Origin of the sequence: Enterobacter sp. SA187 (genome assembly GCF_001888805.2) — a bacterium.
Classification (GTDB): Bacteria; Pseudomonadota; Gammaproteobacteria; order Enterobacterales; family Enterobacteriaceae; genus Enterobacter_D.
In genome coordinates this window covers 4061592-4079226 of sequence record NZ_CP019113.1, presented here as the reverse complement: position 1 = coordinate 4079226, position 17635 = coordinate 4061592, and the positions used below count along the sequence as shown (strand labels likewise).

Here is a 17635-nt window from a genome sequence, read left to right as displayed (position 1 = left end):
GAATCCTTATGATCTATCCAGATGAAACAATGCTTTACGCGCCGGTTGAGTGGCTCGACTGTTCCGAAGGCTACACCGATATCCGCTACCACAAGTCCACCGATGGCATTGCGAAAATCACCATTAACCGTCCGCAGGTGCGTAATGCGTTTCGTCCGCTGACGGTAAAAGAGATGATGCAGGCGCTGGCAGATGCGCGTTACGACGATAACGTCGGCGTGATCATCCTCACCGGCGAAGGCGATAAAGCCTTCTGTTCCGGCGGCGATCAGAAAGTGCGCGGCGACTACGGCGGCTACCAGGATGACTCCGGCGTGCACCATCTCAACGTGCTGGATTTCCAGCGCCAGATCCGCACCTGTCCGAAACCGGTGGTGGCGATGGTGGCGGGCTACTCCATCGGCGGCGGCCATGTGCTGCATATGATGTGCGATCTGACCATCGCGGCAGAAAACGCTATCTTCGGTCAGACCGGCCCGAAAGTCGGCTCTTTCGACGGCGGCTGGGGCGCATCCTATATGGCGCGCATCGTCGGGCAGAAAAAAGCGCGTGAGATCTGGTTCCTGTGCCGTCAGTACGACGCTAAAGCCGCGCTGGAGATGGGGCTGGTCAACACTGTGGTGCCGGTTGCCGATCTGGAAAAAGAGACCGTGCGCTGGTGTCGAGAAATGCTGCAAAACAGTCCGATGGCGCTGCGCTGCCTGAAAGCGGCGCTGAACGCCGACTGCGACGGCCAGGCTGGTTTACAAGAACTGGCGGGCAACGCCACCATGCTGTTCTACATGACCGAAGAAGGTCAGGAAGGCCGCAACGCGTTTAACGAAAAACGCCAGCCCGACTTCAGCAAATACAAACGGAATCCGTAATGCGTCAGGCGCAGGTTTACCGCTGGCAGCTGCCGATGGATGCGGGCGTCGTGCTGCGTGAACAGCGTCTGAAAACCCGCGATGGCCTGCTGGTGCAGCTGCGTGACGGCGGGCGGGAAGGGTGGGGCGAGATCGCCCCCCTGCCGGGCTTCAGCCGTGAATCACTGGCGGACGCAGAGCGCGCCGCGCTGGACTGGGTAAACGCCTGGCTGGCTGGCGACTCACCGGCCTGGCCCTCAGCGCCTTCCGCCGCCTTTGGATTAAGCTGCGCGCTGGCGGAGTTGCACGATGAATTACCCGCGGCAGGTAACTATCGCGCTGCGCCGCTCTGTACCGGCGATCCGGACGAGCTGATCGTCGCCCTTGCCGCCATGCCGGGCGAGAAAGTGGCGAAGGTGAAAGTCGGTCTGTATGAAGCGGTGCGCGATGGCATGGTGGTCAATCTGTTACTGGAGGCGGTGCCGGAGCTGCATTTACGCCTCGACGCCAACCGCGCCTGGACGCCGCTAAAAGCCCAGCAGTTCGCCAAATACGTCAACCCGACGCATCGCCATCGTATCGCTTTTCTCGAAGAGCCCTGTAAAACCCGTGATGATTCCCGCGCCTTTGCCCGTGACACCGGCATCGCCATCGCCTGGGACGAAAGCCTGCGCGAGGATGATTTTACCTTTATAGCGGAGGAGGGCATAAGCGCGGTGGTGATCAAGCCAACGCTGACCGGCAGTCTCGAAAAAGTGCGCCAGCAGGTTGAAGCGGCCCACGCCCTCGGCCTGACGGCGGTGATCAGCTCCTCTCTTGAATCCAGCCTGGGCCTGACGCAGCTGGCGCGCATCGCCGCCTGGCTGACGCCAGCTACCACGCCAGGTCTGGATACGCTTAACCTGATGCAGGCGCAATTACTGCGCCGCTGGCCGGACAGCGCGCTGCCCTGCCTGCAAACAGACGTCCTGGAGCCGCTGCTGTGACCTTTCACGACTGGCCCTGGCGACACTGGCGCGAACAGCGCCCGGAAGCGGCGGCGATCCGCCTCGGCGATGAGATGCTGAGCTGGCAGGCGCTGTGCGAGCGGGTGGATGCGCTGGCGAGCGGCTTTGCCGCCCAGGGCGTACAGTGCGGCGACGGCGTGATGCTGCGCGCCTGTAATCATCCGCTGACCCTGCTGTCGTGGCTGGCGCTGCTGCAATGCGGCGCGCGCATTCTGCCGGTAAATCCGCAGCTACCTGACGGGCTTCTCCGCGAGCTGTTGCCGTCAATGACGCTGCGCCATGCGCTGGATCTGGCGGATTACGGCGACTACGCCGGGCTTTCGCGTCTGGAAGCTGGCGTAATTAGCGGCCATCATGCCGTGCCCTGGGAAGGGCAGCGGCTCGCCACCATGACGCTGACCTCCGGCTCTACCGGTCTGCCCAAAGCGGCGGTGCACACGCCTGATGCGCATCTGGCGAGCGCGGCGGGCGTGCTGTCGCTGATGCCTTTCAGTGAACAGGACGACTGGCTGCTTTCGCTACCGCTGTACCACGTCTCCGGACAGGGGATTTTATGGCGCTGGCTGCTGGCGGGGGCGCGCATCACCGTGCGCGAAAAAATGCCTCTGCAGCTGGCGTTGCAGGGCTGCACCCATGCCTCGCTGGTGCCGACGCAGCTGTGGCGATTACTCAACGACAACGCCAGCGTGGCGCTGAAAGCGGTGCTGCTGGGCGGCGCGGCCATCCCGGTGGAGCTGACAGAACTCGCCCGCAAGCGCGGCATTCGCAGCTGGTGCGGTTATGGCTTAACGGAATTCGCCTCCACGGTGTGCGCCAAAGAAGCCGACGGGCTGCCGGATGTGGGCAGTGCGTTGCCTGGGCGCGAAGTGAAAATCGTCGATGGCGAAGTCTGGCTGCGCGCGGCCAGCATGGCGGCGGGCTACTGGCGTGACGGGAATCTGGTGCCGCTGGGCAATGCCGACGGCTGGTTTGCCACCCGCGATCGTGGCCTGTTGGAGGGCGATCGTCTGACCATTGCTGGCCGCATGGATAATCTGTTTTTCAGCGGCGGTGAAGGGATCCAGCCGGAAGAAGTGGAACGCGTAATTGCCGCACATCCACAGGTGCGGCAGGTGTTTATCGTCCCCAAAGAGGACGCCGAATTTGGTCATCGATCCGTGGCGGTGGTGGAGTTGCAGGACGGCTACCCGTCGTCAGCGCTGGCCGACTGGTGCCGGGATAAACTGGCCCGCTTCCAGCAACCGATCCGCTGGTTGCCGCTGCCCGATCACCTGGCGCAGGGCGGCATCAAAATCTCCCGCCGCGCCTTACAGCACTGGGTGGCGACGGTGTGAACTCAATGTCGGGTGGCGCTGCGCTTACCCGACCTACTCTTTTGACATTGTAGGCCCGGCAAGCGTGCGCCGCCGGGCAAGGTGTTGATGTTATCGGGCGGTGTTAATGGCGTTCAGCGCGGCGGCGACACCCGCCCCGTACGCCGGATCCACTTCGCTGAATAAACCAATCTGCCGCTGCTGAATAAATTCCGGCACATCTTTCATATCTCCCGCGATGCGGGCAAACATGCGCTGGCGTTCTTCTTCACCGATCAGGGCAAACAGCTTGCGCGGCTGGCTGAAATAGTCCGTATCTTCCCGGTGATTCCAGTGATCCGCAGCGCCCTCCACCGACAACGGCGGTTCGCTGTAGTCCGGCTGCTCCTGGAAAACGCCGAAGCTGTTAGGCTCGTAGGTCGGACCGTTGCCACTGTTGCCGTCCACACGCATCGCGCCGTCGCGGTGATAATTATGGAACGGGCAGCGCGGCTGGTTGACCGGGATCTGGTGATGGTTCACCCCCAGACGATAACGGTGCGCATCGCCATAAGAGAAGAGGCGGCCCTGCAACATACGATCCGGTGAGAAGCCAATGCCCGGCACGATGTTCGCCGGGGACATCGCCACCTGTTCCACTTCCGCAAAGTAGTTATCCGGATTGCGGTTCAGCTCCAGTACGCCCACTTCAATCAGCGGATAATCGCCGTGCGGCCAGACTTTCGTCAGATCGAACGGGTTATAAGGCACCTGTGAGGCTTCGGCTTCCGGCATGATCTGCACGTAAAACTTCCAGCGCGGGAAATCTCCCGTTTCGATGGCGTTAAACAGATCGCGCTGCGAACTCTCGCGATCTTCCGCCACCAGACGTTTCGCCTCATCGTCCATCAGGTTATCAATACCCTGCATGGTTTTAAGATGGAATTTCACCCAGAAGCGTTCGTTATTGTGATTAATAAAACTGAAGGTGTGGCTGCCAAAACCGTGCATATTGCGGTAAGAACGGGGCAGGCCGCGGTCGCTGAAATCAATGGTTAACTGATGCAGTGATTCCGGCAGATGGGAGAAGAAATCCCATTTGTAGGTCGGGTTACGCAGGTTGGTGCGCGGATCGCGTTTCACTACGTGGTTGAGATCCGGGAATTTCAGCGGATCGCGCAGGTAGAACACCGGCGTGTTGTTGCCCACCAGATCCCAGTTCCCCTCCTCGGTATAGAATTTGATCGAAAAACCGCGGATGTCACGTTCCGCATCAGCGGCGCCGCGCTCACCGGCAACCGTGGAGAAACGCAGGAAAAGATCAGTCTTTTTACCCGGTTCAGAAAACATTTTAGCGCGTGTATAGCGGGAAATATCCTGGGTGACGGTAAAGGTGCCGTAGGCGGCAGAGCCTTTGGCATGCATACGGCGCTCCGGGATCACTTCGCGGTCAAAATGCGCCAGCTTTTCCAGAAACCATACGTCCTGCAACAGCATCGGGCCGCGTGGCCCGGCGGTCATCACGTTATTATTATGGGCAACCGGCGCGCCAGCGGCGGTGGTTAATCCTTTTTTATTCATCATACATCTCCTGGTGGAAGTCAAAAAAACGGCTGTGTTTCCGTATAACTTCAGAAATCACTTTAGGGCTTGTTTTTACCGGGAGTCTTGATCGCGGGCAATCTGGCTCTGTCTATCAGAGAGATACCCAAAAGCATTGAGATGACAACGAAGCGGGAAAATCACTTTTGGTGCAGAGTGTTAAGGCAAAGCCCTGTACACTAGCGGCGCTTTTCAGAACGTCTAACAATTACTTGCGCGGATAGTGAACGATGAAAAAGATTGCATTAATGACCCTGACCAGCCTGCTGTTTGTTTCTGCGGGCGCGAATGCCCTGAGCATCAGCGGCCAGGCGGGTGAAGATTACACCAATATTGGCGTGGGAATGGGCACCGAAACCAGCGGCCTGGCGCTGAGCGGCAACTGGGCGCACAACGACGATCACGGCGATATTGCCGGTCTGGGCCTCGGCCTTAATCTCCCCCTCGGCCCGTTTATGGCAACCGTCGGCGGTAAAGGCGTCTACCTGAACCCGAACGAAGGTGACGAAGGCTACGCCGCCGCCGTGGGTGGCGGTTTACAGCTGCCGATTGGCGAGAGCATCAAGCTGTTCGGTGAATATTATTACTCGCCGGACTCGCTCTCCAGCGGCGTGAAAGATTTCTCTGAAGCCAACGCTGGCGCGCGTATTTCCGTGCTGCGTCCGCTGAGCGTCGAAGTGGGTTACCGCTATATCGATCTGAGCGGCAAAGACGGCAACGGCGACAGCAAACTGGCCGACGGCCCGTACGTCGGCGTGAGCGCCAGCTTCTGATCCTCCGGCGCGGCACCCTGCCGCGCCAGTTTCCCTCCTGCATTCCCCCGCCATGCGTTATAGTGTTTTGACCGCTAATGCTGGAGAAAAGAATGTTAAACGTGGAAATGCTGTCAACCGGCGATGAAGTGTTGCACGGACAAATTGTGGACACTAACGCCGCGTGGCTGGCTGATGTTTTCTTTAATCAGGGATTACCTTTAACGCGCCGCCAGACCGTCGGCGATGATCTCGACAGCCTTGTCGCCATACTGCGCGAGCGCAGCGAACACGCCGATGTGCTGATTGTGAACGGCGGCCTCGGGCCGACCAGCGACGATCTGAGCGCGCTGGCTGCCGCTACGGCGGCGGGCGAGGGGCTGGTGTTGCATGAAGACTGGCTTGCGCACATGGAGCGTTTTTTCTCTGAACGTGGCAAGGTGATGGCGCCGAGCAACCGCAAACAGGCGGAAATTCCCTCCAGCGCCGAGATGGTCGATAACCCTGTGGGTACCGCCTGCGGCTTTGCCATGCAGCTTAACCGCTGCCTGATGTTTTTCACCCCTGGCGTGCCCTCTGAATTCAAAGTGATGGTGGAGCGCGAAATTCTGCCGCGCCTGCGCGAGCGCTTTACGCTGCCCTCGCCGCCGCTGTGCCTGCGTCTGACCACTTTTGGTCGCTCCGAAAGCGATCTCGCCCAGAGCCTGGAACATCTGCAACTGCCGGACGGCGTGGTGATGGGCTATCGCTCTTCCATGCCGATTATTGAACTCAAGCTGACCGGTCCGGCAGACGCGCGCGAGCAGATGGAAGCCCTGTGGCCTGAAGTGCAGCGCGTGGCGGGCGAAAGCCTGATTTTTGAAGGCACCGAAGGGTTACCGGCGCTGATCGCCCGTCAGCTACGGGAACGACAGCTGAGCCTGACCCTGAGCGAGCAGTTCACCAGCGGGCTGGTGGCGCTGCAACTTTCCCGTGCGGAAGCGCCGTTGCTGGCCAGCGAAGTGCTGCCGTCGCAGGCGGATAATCTGGAGCAGTCGGCGCGCTGGGCGGCGGCGCTGCGCGATCGTCATCTGGCCGGGCTGGCGTTATTTGTCGGCGGTATGGATGATGAGCACCTGAACTTTGCGCTGGCAACGCCGGATGGCGTACATGCGCTGCGGGTGCAGTTCAGCGTCAACCGCCACGGTCTGGCGGTTCGCCAGGAAGTCTGCGCGATGATGGCGCTGAATATGCTGCGTCGCTGGTTGCTGGGTAAAGACGTCGCCAGCGATCATGGCTGGATCAATGTTGTCGATACTCTGGTGACGGCGGGGACGAAGTAGCAGAATGCCGGGTGGCGGCTGCGCCTTACCCGGCCTACGAGGCCTACGGTGACAATGTCGCAGGCCCGGCAAGCGCAGCGCCGCCGGGCAACGTTAGGTTATCCCAGCGCCCGCGCCAGTAGCGTCACCGGGTGTTCACAGCGCAGGCGGGTGGACATTTCAATCTGCCATTTACAGGTTTCACAGTCTGAGATCACCAGATCCGCGCCGCTCTCCTCAATCTGCCGGAACAGCGGCGCGCCAATCGCCTGTGAGGTCGTATAGTTCTCCGCTTTAAAGCCGTAAGTGCCGGCAATGCCGCAGCACTGCGACTCCAGCACCGTTAGCTCCAGTTCAGGGATTTTACGCAGCAGTTCCAGGGTGTAATGCGTCCAGCCCATTTTTTCCATATGGCAGGGCGTGTGGTAGATCACCTTCAGCGGCAACGGGCGCAGCGGCAGACGGCGGCCTTCCTCCAGTTTGCGCCACAGCCAGCGCGTCGCCAGATCGATATGCGGACGCAGCGCGCGGTTATCGATATCCAGCAAATGTGGGTATTCATCCCGCAGGGTAAAAGTACAGGTCGAAGACGTGGCGATCACTGGCAGGCCATTGCCGCTAATGGCGCGCGTTAATGACGCGACGTTGGCATTGGCCTGCTTTTTCGCCTTTTCAAAAAAGCCGTTGGCGATCAGCGGCACGCCGCAGCATTTTTCACCCTCCAGCAGTTGTACGCCGATTTGCATCGCGTTCAGCACCCGCAGCAGATCCTTTCCCAGCTGCGGATGGTTGTAATTGACAAAACAGCCGTGAAAAAAGGCCACCTGGTCATCAAATGCCGCCTGTACGGCCGCCTGTTTGCGATACCACTGGCGGAAAGTACCGTGGGAATATTTCGGCAGGGTACGGCGGTGATCGATTTTCAGCGCTTTATCCAGCAGCAGGCGCACCGGTTTCATGCCGGTGGCGGCATTCACCAGCGGGGCGACTGGCGTGGACAGGCTTCCCATCAGATCGGTATGGCTGAGAATGGCGTTACGCAGTGAAGGTTTACGCGGCGCGAACTGGCTGCGGGCGCGCTGGATAATGTCGCCGATCTTCACGCCGGACGGACAGGCGGTTTCGCAGCGTTTACAGTTGGTGCAGTACTTCAGCGCCTCATCGTACAGCGTGCCGTCTTTCAGGCGCAGACGTTCGCCGTCCGGCCCCGCTTGTTTCGGGCCAGGATAGTCGACATTGACGCGGCTTACCGGACAGGCGGTGGTGCAGACGGTGCATTTGATACAGCTGTCGAAGTGAGTGGTGTTCATTCGGAGCCTCCCGGCGCGCAGATTTGCTGCGCGACATGTAACGCGGTCACGGCGCAAATTCCGCCGCCGCAGCCCTGGTGAATGGCGTCATAGCCGCCCAGTACCGAGCCGATAACGTATAAATTTTGCAGGGGTTCGCCCTGTAATTGTCCGCGCAGGGTGGCATCGGTGCGCACGCCAAACTGCTGCCACGGCTGCGCATCAAACAGGTTATCGCGATACCAGCTGGCGCGATCGGGGCTGTGCAGCACATCGAGGCCGAATACCTTTTCCCGCACGCCGTCGCGCCCGGCCACCAGCCCGTTACTGAAAAAACTGCCGCTGGCGAGCACCACATGATCGGCGCGCAGCGGAATATCCTCATGCCTGCGCGTCCACAGCTGGCTGACCACGTTGTTATCCAGAGTGGCGCGCAGCACCTCATCCCCCGGCATCCACGCGCCGCCGCTGCGGATAAACTGCTGCTGTAGCAGCGTCTGCATTCTCATCCCCGGTACCGACGGGGGCAGGGTGGGGAGCAGGTACAGCGGGCAGGCGAGTTCAGCATTAAGCCGGGTATAAACCTTGTCGTCCGTCAGGCCGAAGCAGGCAGGAAACCAGATGGCGTCATGGGTTTCGCTGAGCGGGCGCAGGGCGGCGCAAAGTTCAGCGAAATGGCTATCCTGATCCAGCTGGCGGGCAATAGTGACGGCGCGGAACTCGCTGGGGTTGTCGCGCAGTTTATCAAGCAGGGGTAAATCGATGTCCGTTGCCGTGACGCGCAGGCCCTGTTTACGCAGCGTTGCGGCCGCCAGATGGGGCTGGAAATCGGCAAAACCGTTGATGCCGACCACGCAGATATGCTCTCCTTTGCGCGGCGACAGCGGCACTTCCGGCGGGCTGAGCCACGCCGGACGCGTCATACCGAGCGGCGTCACGCGGCGGTGCGGGGCGCTGGCATCACCCTGAAATTTCAGCCCGCATTCTGCCAGCAGGTTTTGCGCCTCGCGGGCGTACTGGTACACGCGCCCGGCCCCGATCAGGCTGTAAGGATGTTCCGGGGCGAGGGTTTCAAGCGCGGCCAGCCCGGCGGCAGTATCCTGCACCGCTGTGCCGTCCAGCAGGCGCGAGAGCAGATCCAGCGAGCCGGAGGAAAAACTCAGCGCGCTCTGTCCGCGGCTGACAATGGCGCAGCGCTGCCCGCTGCGGCTTAGCCTGATGCCGCACAGCAGACCCGCCAGCCCGCCGCCGACGATCACCGTATCAAACTTCATCTGTCGTCTCCTTTTCCAGACCACACAGTCCCTGGTATACCCAGCGGGTAAACTCGCTTTCCCGCAGCGCATCGCCCCAGGCGACGGGGCGGATGCCTTTCCAGCGCTCATTTAAAAATGCGGACAATTGCGCGATGGATTGCGCATCGTTGGTGACGTTCAGGCGATGCAGCAACCCGGCCGCCCGGCAGGCGCAGAGTTCGCCCTGGCAGGTGCCCATGCCGAGGCGGGTGCGACGCCGCAAATCGGGCAGGGAACGGACGTTAAGATTATCCACCGCGTACTCCACTTCTCCGGCAGTGACGGCTTCGCATTCGCAGATCAGGCTACGGCTAAGACGTGCGTTGCCGAGCCATTCCGGGGTGCGATCGCCATGCCGCCACACCGCCGAGCCGCGCAGCGGCGCTGACAGGGAGATCACTTTTTGCAGGGTCTGAGCGGCAGACTCCCGCGATCCCGGCAGCGGTTCGCTGGCGGTGCGGCAGGGCGTCGTATTATTGAGTTTGCGGCACACGGCGTCGGTGGCCCACTCCGCCATCAGCCGGTAGGTCATCAGCTTGCCGCCGGTAATGGTGATAAAGCCTTCCATACCGTCGCGTTCGGCGTGATCCATCAGCACAATGCCGCGGCTGACGTTGCGCCCGCTGGGGTCGTCGTCGCTGGCCACCAGCGGGCGCACCCCCGCATAGGCGCGCAGAATACGCGAGGTCGCCATCACCGGGGCCAGTTTTTCCCCCTCGCGCAGCAGCACGTCCACCTCTTCCGGCGTGACGCGGGTGTTATCAATATCACGGTAATCAATGTGCGTGGAGGTGGTGCCAATCAGCGAGATGGTATCCCCCGGCACCAGAATATCGGCGTCTGCAGGTTTGCGGCAGCGGTTGATCACCTGCTGGTTGATGCGGTGATCAAGAATAAGCAGCGCGCCTTTCGCCGGGAACATGCGGATGCTCAGATCCGCATACTCTGCAATGCGCTGTCCCCAGATCCCGGCGGCATTCACCACCACAGGCGCGTACAGGGACTGCACCGCCTGCGTTGAGGGATGGCGGATCTGCACGCCGTTCACCCGATCTTTATCCCGCAGCAGGCCGATCACTTCATGGCCGGTTAAGATAATCGCGCCATGCTCGCGGGCGTCCAGCATGTTGGCGGCGGTCAGGCGAAAGGGATCGATGGTGCCGTCCGGCACCTGCACGGCGGCAATGAGCGCGGGATTCACGCAGGGTTCGATGCGCAGCGCTTCTTCCGCCGACAGCGGCTGTGCGGCGATCCCGGCACGGGTACAGGCGCTGATAAACTGTTGCTGCCAGGCCAGATCGTCTTCCGGCAGGGTAATGAACAGACCGCCGGTGGGTTCAATACAGTGGCGGGCGACCCGGCGCAGGATCTGGTTTTCGCTGATACACTCCCGCGCCGATTCTTCATCCGTTACCGCATAGCGCGCGCCGCTGTGCAGCAGGCCGTGGTTACGCCCGGTGGCGCCGGTGGCGATGTCGTGGCGTTCCAGCAGCACCACACGCAGCCCGCGCAGCGCACAGTCGCGGGCGATCCCCGCCCCGGTTGCGCCGCCGCCGATAATGATGACGTCGTACTCAGTCACGTCGCGCATTTTCGCTTCCCTCTTATCTTAATGACCCTTATTGCGCATTTAGCCACATTCCTTGTGTGGTTTGTTTGATTGCGCGCATATTCGCGCATAAAACGAAAGTAAAAGAACATTTGTTGCGTGAATTGAGCGCCTTGTCATATTTCTGTAACATTCGACGCGACTTTTCCTGCGTTAACGTCCAGTCTTCACTCGTCGCACGCTTTTGAGGCGGCGTGACGCTCGTTTTCACTCATTACAAAACAACACATGCCACGGAGGCTTTATGTTGAGCATCTTTAAACCTGCCGCGCATCAACCCCGGTTACCGGAGCAGCAGATCGATCCGTATTACCGGCGTTTACGCTGGCAGATTTTTATGGGCATTTTCTTCGGCTACGCGGCGTATTACCTGGTGCGGAAAAACTTTGCGCTGGCGATGCCGTTCCTGGTGGAGCAGGGCTTTTCCCGCGGCGATCTGGGCTTTGCGCTGTCAGGGATTTCCATTGCCTACGGCTTTTCCAAATTCATCATGGGATCGGTGTCGGATCGCTCGAATCCGCGCGTCTTCTTACCGGCGGGGCTGATCCTTGCCGCCGCCGTAATGCTGTTTATGGGCTTTGTGCCCTGGGCGACCTCCAGCATTGCCATTATGTTTGTGCTGCTGTTTTTATGCGGCTGGTTCCAGGGGATGGGCTGGCCGCCGTGCGGACGCACCATGGTGCACTGGTGGTCGCAGAAAGAGCGCGGCGGCATCGTGTCGGTGTGGAACTGCGCGCATAACGTTGGCGGCGGGATCCCGCCCTTGCTGTTCCTGCTCGGCATGGCGTGGTTCAACGACTGGAAAGCGGCGCTCTATATGCCGGCGTTCGCGGCTATCGTCGTGGCGTTCATTGCCTTTGCCCTGATGCGCGACACCCCGCAGTCCTGCGGATTACCGCCTATTGAAGAATATAAGAACGACTATCCGGATGATTACAGCGAAAAAACCGAAGAAGAGCTGACCGCGAAGCAGATCTTTATGCAGTATGTGCTGCCGAATAAATTGCTGTGGTACATCGCCATTGCGAACGTTTTTGTTTATCTGCTGCGCTACGGCATTCTCGACTGGTCGCCGACCTATCTGAAAGAGGTGAAACACTTCGCGCTGGATAAGTCGTCATGGGCTTACTTCCTGTATGAATATGCCGGTATTCCGGGCACGCTGCTGTGCGGCTGGATGTCGGATAAAGTGTTCAGGGGCAACCGTGGCGCGACCGGCGTATTCTTTATGACGCTGGTGACCATCGCCACCGTCGTGTACTGGCTGAACCCGCCGGGCAACCCGACGGTGGACATGATCTGCATGATCGTCATCGGCTTCCTGATTTACGGCCCGGTGATGCTGATTGGTCTGCATGCGCTGGAGCTGGCACCGAAAAAAGCGGCAGGGACGGCGGCAGGCTTTACCGGCCTGTTTGGTTATCTGGGCGGCTCGGTGGCGGCCAGCGCCATTGTCGGCTATACCGTCGATTTCTTCGGCTGGGACGGCGGCTTTATGGTGATGATTGGCGGTAGCGTCATCGCTGTGCTGCTGTTGCTGGTGGTGATGATCGGTGAGAAAAAGCATCACGAAGCAATAGCCCGTAAACGCGGTTAACCCTGGTCTGATGCCTCTCCGTCCGGAGGGGCATTTTTTTGCGCGATATTCCTGACCAGCATTTTATCCTGCAAAAAAGGCATAAATTAATATTTAAAGTTAATGATCCGGATAGCGATCATCCTGCAGGTGTCTGGACTTTTTGTAGTTCAATTTGCGCGGATAGATGCTTAATATTTTACTTAGGTTGTGTAAATATTTTGTCGACGTGCGATGGCCTGTGCCAAAATAACCTTCCCCCTGTATGTTGAAACTAATTCCCATAGCCATATAATCGACCTTATTGACAGTATGGCCTATGAACAGGAATAAAAAAGGCATTCCTTGCAAAGTTTCAGGACAAATGAGCAACGACACGATGGGATATCGGCTGTACGGCTATGTGATAGGCAAAGAAGTTCACTTCGAAATTGACAACGGAAGACTTTACCGCCTTCCGCAGGGAAGTACTGAGAAATATTTTATGTTCGGCTCAGTATTATTTAATCATACGATGTTGCAGCTATTTATCTATTTACTCCAGCATGGCCGCCAGAACATCGTGACCAAAGAGGAACTGCTGCGCGTGGTGTGGGAGGAGAACGATCTGGTTCCGTCCACCCAGCGTCTGTGGCAGGTTCTGAAGAATCTTAACCGTCGTCTTAGTCTGTTAGGGCTGCCGGAAGATTTTATCACCAGCGTGCGCGGAAGCGGTTACTGCATCAATTATGTCGATATTACCCCTATTTATTATCGGGTGAGTGAACTCCATCATCATCCGGAAGAAATAAAGGAGAGCTAGTTATTCCTGTGTGAGTGATGTCAACCAGGAATTTAACCCTGAACAGTGCTGTTCAGGGTTTTTTTATATTATTTGCGGTAGCTGCTGACGTTTGGGGAGCTGAAATAATAAACGCCGGAAATTAATTCATTTGCGGAAAATCTGACGCGCTATAACTCGATTTCAATATCGCCACGCGCACGGCAACAGCAGGGAAGGATTTCACCGGCGGAAATAAAGGCCAGCGGCTCGGTCAGCCAGTCAACCTGACCGGCCACCAGCCGCGTGCGGCAGGAGCCGCAATAGCCTTCACGACACTGATATTCCACCGCCACCTGGTGCGATTCCAGCGCCGCCAGTAACGACGGATGTTCATCCTGGCACAGGAGTTCTGTGCCAGTGATGCGCAGAATGACGCGGCTCATCAGAGCTGGAAGTCACTCAGATCGTCAGTGTTCACTTCGGAATCAATCTGACCGACCAGATAAGAGCTGACTTCCACTTCCTGCGGCGCGACCTGCACGTTGTCGGACACCAGCCAGGCGTTGATCCACGGGATCGGGTTCGAGCGGGTCTGGAACGGTAAATCAAGACCCACGGCCTGCATGCGGATGTTGGTGATGTAATCCACATACTGGCAAAGAATGTCTTTGTTCAGGCCGATCATGGAGCCGCCCTGGAACAGGTAGGCTGCCCACTCTTTTTCCTGTTCCGCCGCCAGTACAAACAGGTCATAGCACTCCTGCTTACACTCTTCGGCGATCTCGGCCATCTCGGGATCGTCCACGCCGCTGCGCAGCAGGTTCAGCATATGCTGGGTGCCGGTCAGGTGCAGGGCTTCGTCACGGGCGATCAGCTTGATGATTTTGGCGTTGCCTTCCATCAGCTCGCGCTCGGCGAAGGCGAAAGAGCAGGCGAAGCTGACGTAGAAGCGGATCGCTTCCAGCGCGTTGACGCTCATCAGGCACAGGTACAGTTTCTTTTTCAGCTCGCGCAGGTTAACGGTCACGGTTTTGCCGTTGACGTTATGCGTGCCTTCACCCAGCAGATGCCAGTAGCTGGTCAGCTCGATCAGATCGTCGTAGTAGTGAGAAATACCTTCGGCGCGTTTGAGGATCTGCTCGTTGGTCACGATATCGTCAAACACCACCGCCGGATCGTTCACAATGTTGCGAATGATATGAGTGTAGGAGCGGGAGTGGATGGTTTCTGAAAACGCCCAGGTTTCCACCCAGGTTTCCAGTTCCGGAATGGAGATCAGCGGCAGCAGCGCCACGTTCGGGCTGCGTCCCTGAATGGAATCCAGCAGCGTCTGGTATTTCAGGTTGCTTAAAAAGATGTGCTTTTCGTGTTCCGGCAGGGCCTGGAAGTCGATACGGTCACGGGAGACGTCAACTTCTTCCGGACGCCAGAAGAAAGAGAGTTGTTTCTCGATCAGCTTTTCGAAGATGTCATATTTTTGCTGATCGTAGCGTGCAACGTTCACCGGCTGGCCGAAAAACATCGGTTCCAGCAGCTGGTTATTTTTCGTCTGTGAAAAGGTGGTGTATGCCATGCGAGTATTTCCTGTCCTGCAATGATACGCCGGGTGGCGCAAAGCTTACCCGGCCTACAAAACCTAACCTCAGGCCCGGCAGGCTTTGCGCCGCCGGGCAATTTATTAAATCTTACACGCGCCGCTTTCGCAGCCATCATCCTGAATGGACGGCACCAGGTCATCCTGTGAATCTTCTGCGCCATCGCGGGTGTTCTGGTAATACAGCGTCTTCACGCCAAATTTGTAGGCGGTAAGCAGATCTTTCAACAGCTGCTGCATCGGGACTTTCCCTGACGGGAAGCGCGTCGGATCGTAGTTGGTGTTGGCAGAGATCGACTGGTCGATAAACTTCTGCATGATGCCCACCAGTTGCAGATAACCGTCGTTATTCGGCATATCCCACAGCAGTTCATAGCTGTCTTTCAGGTGCTCATAATCCGGCACCACCTGACGCAGAATACCGTCTTTCGACGCTTTGATGCTCACGTGGCCGCGCGGCGGTTCAATACCGTTGGTGGCGTTGGAGATCTGCGACGAAGTCTCGGACGGCATCAGCGCAGAGAGCGTGGAGTTACGCAGACCGTGCGTTTTAATGGATTCGCGCAGCGCTTCCCAGTCGTAATGCAGCTCTTTGGTGACGATGGCGTCCAGATCTTTCTTGTAGGTATCGGTCGGCAGAATACCTTTCGCATAGGTGGTTTCGTTGAACCACGGGCAGGCGCCTTGCTCTTTCGCCAGCTCGTTAGAGGCTTTCAGCAGGAAGTACTGAATGGCTTCAAAGGTTTTATGCGTCAGGTTGTTGGCGCTGCCGTCGGAGTAACGCACGCCGTGTTTCGCTAAATAGTAAGCGAAGTTGATCACGCCAATACCCAGCGTGCGGCGGCCCATTGCGCCACGTTTTGCAGCCGGGATCGGGTAATCCTGATAGTCCAGCAGGGCGTCCAGAGCACGTACCGCAAGGGTCGCCAGCTCTTCCAGCTCGTCCAGCGAATCGATAGCGCCGAGGTTGAACGCAGACAGCGTACACAGCGCGATTTCGCCGTTTTCGTCGTTCACGTCCATCAGCGGTTTGGTCGGCAGGGCGATTTCCAGGCACAGGTTAGACTGGCGCACCGGAGCAATAGCCGGATCGAACGGGCTGTGGGTGTTGCAGTGGTCAACGTTCTGGATATAGATACGGCCCGTGGAAGCACGTTCCTGCATCATCAGCGAGAACAGATCTACCGCTTTTACGCGCTGCTTGCGGATGCTGTCGTCTTTTTCGTACTGGGTATACAGACGCTCAAACTCGTCCTGATCGGCGAAGAAGGCGTCGTACAGGCCAGGCACGTCAGACGGGCTGAACAGGGTGATGTCTTCACCTTTCAGCAGACGGGTGTACATCAGTTTGTTGATCTGTACGCCGTAATCCATGTGACGTACGCGGTTGCCTTCCACGCCACGGTTGTTTTTCAGCACCAGCAGGCTTTCCACTTCCAGATGCCACATCGGGTAGAACAGGGTGGCTGCACCGCCGCGCACGCCGCCCTGGGAGCAGGACTTCACCGCGGTCTGGAAATGTTTGTAGAACGGGATACAGCCAGTGTGGAAGGCTTCGCCGCCACGGATCGGGCTGCCCAGCGCACGGATGCGACCGGCGTTGATGCCGATACCGGCGCGCTGGGACACGTATTTCACGATGGCGCTGGAGGTGGCGTTGATGGAATCCAGGCTGTCGCCGCACTCGATCAGCACGCAGGAGCTGAACTGACGGGTCGGGGTGCGCACGCCGGACATGATCGGCGTCGGCAGTGAAATCTTAAAGGTGGATACGGCGTCATAGAAACGCTTCACGTAGTCCAGACGGGTTTCACGCGGGTAGTTCGAGAACAGGCATGCGGCCACCAGAATATACAGGAACTGCGCGCTCTCGTAGATTTCGCCGGTCACGCGGTTCTGCACCAGGTATTTGCCTTCCAGCTGCTTCACGGCAGCGTAGGAGAAGGTCAGATCGCGATCGTGCTGGATAAAGGCGTCCATCTGGCGGAACTCTTCTTCGCTGTAGTCTTCCAGCAGATGGTGGTCATATTTGCCCAGCTCAACCATTTTCAGCACGTGGTTGAACAGCGTCGGCGGCTCAAACTGGCCGTAGGCTTTTTTGCGCAGATGGAAAATCGCCAGGCGCGCGGCCAGATACTGATAGTCAGGCGCGTCGCGGGAGATCAGATCGGCGGCGGCTTTGATGATGGTTTCATGAATGTCGGAGGTTTTAATGCCGTCATAAAACTGAATGTGTGAACGCAGTTCAACCTGAGAGATGGAGACGTTATTCAGCCCTTCTGCCGCCCAATCCAGTACGCGGTGGATTTTATCCAGATTGATGCGCTCAGTACGACCATCACGCTTTGTCACCAGCAGACTCTGATTCATGTGGGATTTACCTGTCCGTGAAATAGAAAAAATATCCCCCGCTTATCCACAAGTCCGCGCTGTGGCTAACTCTGTGGATAAATACTACATGTAGGGGGTTTGCGATAAGAGAAACGCTATATGGTGAGTATTCTAGTAGGGATTCTTTTGAGTACAAGAGTTGATTTTGGCGTTAATTTAAGGTTGCGAAAAGGTAAGAATCGCTAAGTCCCCGAACTGTAAGGCCTCCAGGGAAAGTCAATCATTTGCAAAAAAAATAAGAAATTTGATCGAGTGCTGATTTCTTCATCGGCGGGAGAAAATGCGTAACGTCCTGTCACGCAATCTTCATAACAATTTC

Annotated in this window: 14 protein-coding genes; 7 read left to right on the top strand and 7 right to left on the bottom strand. The window is 58.2% G+C overall.

From position 1 onward, the window contains the following. The first annotated feature begins 8 nt into the window (after positions 1–8). The 3 genes from menB to menE are packed head-to-tail and all read left to right on the top strand — an operon-like array spanning position 9 to position 3186. Positions 9–866, top strand: coding sequence for a 1,4-dihydroxy-2-naphthoyl-CoA synthase (gene menB, locus BMF08_RS19610; protein WP_072569186.1), 858 nt, complete (start codon positions 9–11; stop codon positions 864–866). Next, positions 866–1831 (top strand): o-succinylbenzoate synthase, encoded by a 966-nt coding sequence (gene menC / locus BMF08_RS19605; protein WP_072569185.1) that lies wholly within the window; start codon positions 866–868, stop codon positions 1829–1831. The genes menB and menC overlap by 1 nt, the downstream gene beginning before the upstream one ends. Beyond that, positions 1828–3186 carry an o-succinylbenzoate--CoA ligase gene (menE, locus tag BMF08_RS19600; protein WP_072569184.1) on the top strand — a complete coding sequence of 453 codons (1359 nt, stop codon included), beginning with the start codon at positions 1828–1830 and terminating at the stop codon, positions 3184–3186. Before menC ends, menE begins: the two co-directional genes overlap by 4 nt. A gap of 90 nt (positions 3187–3276) precedes the next feature. On the opposite strand, the gene katA is transcribed toward menE, so the two are convergent. Further along, positions 3277–4728, bottom strand: a complete 1452-nt coding sequence (gene katA, locus BMF08_RS19595; RefSeq protein ID WP_415877723.1) for a catalase KatA — start codon at positions 4726–4728, stop codon at positions 3277–3279. A 248-nt stretch (positions 4729–4976) separates the two neighbouring features. On the opposite strand from katA, the gene BMF08_RS19590 reads away from it, so the two are divergent. Both BMF08_RS19590 and BMF08_RS19585 read left to right on the top strand, forming a co-directional pair. Next, positions 4977–5519 carry a YfaZ family outer membrane protein gene (locus tag BMF08_RS19590; protein ID WP_072569182.1) on the top strand — a complete coding sequence of 181 codons (543 nt, stop codon included), beginning with the start codon at positions 4977–4979 and terminating at the stop codon, positions 5517–5519. A 92-nt stretch (positions 5520–5611) separates the two neighbouring features. Next, positions 5612–6820, top strand: coding sequence for a nicotinamide mononucleotide deamidase-related protein YfaY (locus BMF08_RS19585; RefSeq protein WP_072569181.1), 1209 nt, complete (start codon positions 5612–5614; stop codon positions 6818–6820). 98 nt (positions 6821–6918) lie between these two features. On the opposite strand, the gene glpC is transcribed toward BMF08_RS19585, so the two are convergent. The 3 genes from glpC to glpA are packed head-to-tail and all read right to left on the bottom strand — an operon-like array spanning position 6919 to position 10974. Continuing rightward, positions 6919–8109 (bottom strand): anaerobic glycerol-3-phosphate dehydrogenase subunit GlpC, encoded by a 1191-nt coding sequence (glpC, locus tag BMF08_RS19580; protein ID WP_072569180.1) that lies wholly within the window; start codon positions 8107–8109, stop codon positions 6919–6921. Further along, complete coding sequence (gene glpB, locus BMF08_RS19575; RefSeq protein WP_072569179.1) at positions 8106–9362, bottom strand: glycerol-3-phosphate dehydrogenase subunit GlpB; 1257 nt, start codon at positions 9360–9362, stop codon at positions 8106–8108. The genes glpC and glpB overlap by 4 nt, the downstream gene beginning before the upstream one ends. Then, on the bottom strand, positions 9352–10974 hold the full coding sequence (gene glpA / locus BMF08_RS19570) for an anaerobic glycerol-3-phosphate dehydrogenase subunit A (RefSeq protein ID WP_072569178.1): 1623 nt from the start codon (positions 10972–10974) through the stop codon (positions 9352–9354). Before glpA ends, glpB begins: the two co-directional genes overlap by 11 nt. A 262-nt stretch (positions 10975–11236) precedes the next feature. On the opposite strand from glpA, the gene glpT reads away from it, so the two are divergent. Both glpT and BMF08_RS19560 read left to right on the top strand, forming a co-directional pair. Next, positions 11237–12589, top strand: a complete 1353-nt coding sequence (gene glpT, locus BMF08_RS19565; RefSeq protein ID WP_072569177.1) for a glycerol-3-phosphate transporter — start codon at positions 11237–11239, stop codon at positions 12587–12589. 463 nt (positions 12590–13052) lie between these two features. Beyond that, complete coding sequence (locus tag BMF08_RS19560) at positions 13053–13370, top strand: winged helix-turn-helix domain-containing protein (RefSeq protein ID WP_234007197.1); 318 nt, start codon at positions 13053–13055, stop codon at positions 13368–13370. A 149-nt stretch (positions 13371–13519) separates the two neighbouring features. Here BMF08_RS19560 and yfaE read toward each other — a convergent pair whose 3' ends face one another. The 3 genes from yfaE to nrdA form a co-directional block, all read right to left on the bottom strand. Continuing rightward, on the bottom strand, positions 13520–13774 hold the full coding sequence (gene yfaE / locus BMF08_RS19555) for a class I ribonucleotide reductase maintenance protein YfaE (protein WP_072569176.1): 255 nt from the start codon (positions 13772–13774) through the stop codon (positions 13520–13522). Further along, a complete protein-coding gene (gene nrdB, locus BMF08_RS19550) occupies positions 13774–14904 on the bottom strand; it encodes a class Ia ribonucleoside-diphosphate reductase subunit beta (RefSeq protein ID WP_072569175.1) in 1131 nt (376 codons plus the stop codon). The genes yfaE and nrdB overlap by 1 nt, the downstream gene beginning before the upstream one ends. Positions 14905–15009: 105 nt before the next feature. After that, positions 15010–17295, bottom strand: a complete 2286-nt coding sequence (nrdA, locus tag BMF08_RS19545; protein ID WP_072569174.1) for a class 1a ribonucleoside-diphosphate reductase subunit alpha — start codon at positions 17293–17295, stop codon at positions 15010–15012. Positions 17296–17635 lie beyond the last annotated feature (340 nt).

Excerpts from the sequence above, each read along its gene's own strand:
- katA (WP_415877723.1), bottom strand. The coding sequence starts at position 4,728 with ATGATGAATAAAAAAGGATTAACCACCGCCGCTGGCGCGCCGGTTGCC.
- glpC (WP_072569180.1), bottom strand. The coding sequence starts at position 8,109 with ATGAACACCACTCACTTCGACAGCTGTATCAAATGCACCGTCTGCACC.
- nrdB (WP_072569175.1), bottom strand. The coding sequence starts at position 14,904 with ATGGCATACACCACCTTTTCACAGACGAAAAATAACCAGCTGCTGGAA.
- BMF08_RS19560 (WP_234007197.1), top strand. The coding sequence starts at position 13,053 with ATGTTCGGCTCAGTATTATTTAATCATACGATGTTGCAGCTATTTATC.
- glpA (WP_072569178.1), bottom strand. The coding sequence starts at position 10,974 with ATGCGCGACGTGACTGAGTACGACGTCATCATTATCGGCGGCGGCGCA.
- BMF08_RS19590 (WP_072569182.1), top strand. The coding sequence starts at position 4,977 with ATGAAAAAGATTGCATTAATGACCCTGACCAGCCTGCTGTTTGTTTCT.
- menB (WP_072569186.1), top strand. The coding sequence starts at position 9 with ATGATCTATCCAGATGAAACAATGCTTTACGCGCCGGTTGAGTGGCTC.
- menC (WP_072569185.1), top strand. The coding sequence starts at position 866 with ATGCGTCAGGCGCAGGTTTACCGCTGGCAGCTGCCGATGGATGCGGGC.
- BMF08_RS19585 (WP_072569181.1), top strand. The coding sequence starts at position 5,612 with ATGTTAAACGTGGAAATGCTGTCAACCGGCGATGAAGTGTTGCACGGA.
- nrdA (WP_072569174.1), bottom strand. The coding sequence starts at position 17,295 with ATGAATCAGAGTCTGCTGGTGACAAAGCGTGATGGTCGTACTGAGCGC.
- glpB (WP_072569179.1), bottom strand. The coding sequence starts at position 9,362 with ATGAAGTTTGATACGGTGATCGTCGGCGGCGGGCTGGCGGGTCTGCTG.
- glpT (WP_072569177.1), top strand. The coding sequence starts at position 11,237 with ATGTTGAGCATCTTTAAACCTGCCGCGCATCAACCCCGGTTACCGGAG.
- yfaE (WP_072569176.1), bottom strand. The coding sequence starts at position 13,774 with ATGAGCCGCGTCATTCTGCGCATCACTGGCACAGAACTCCTGTGCCAG.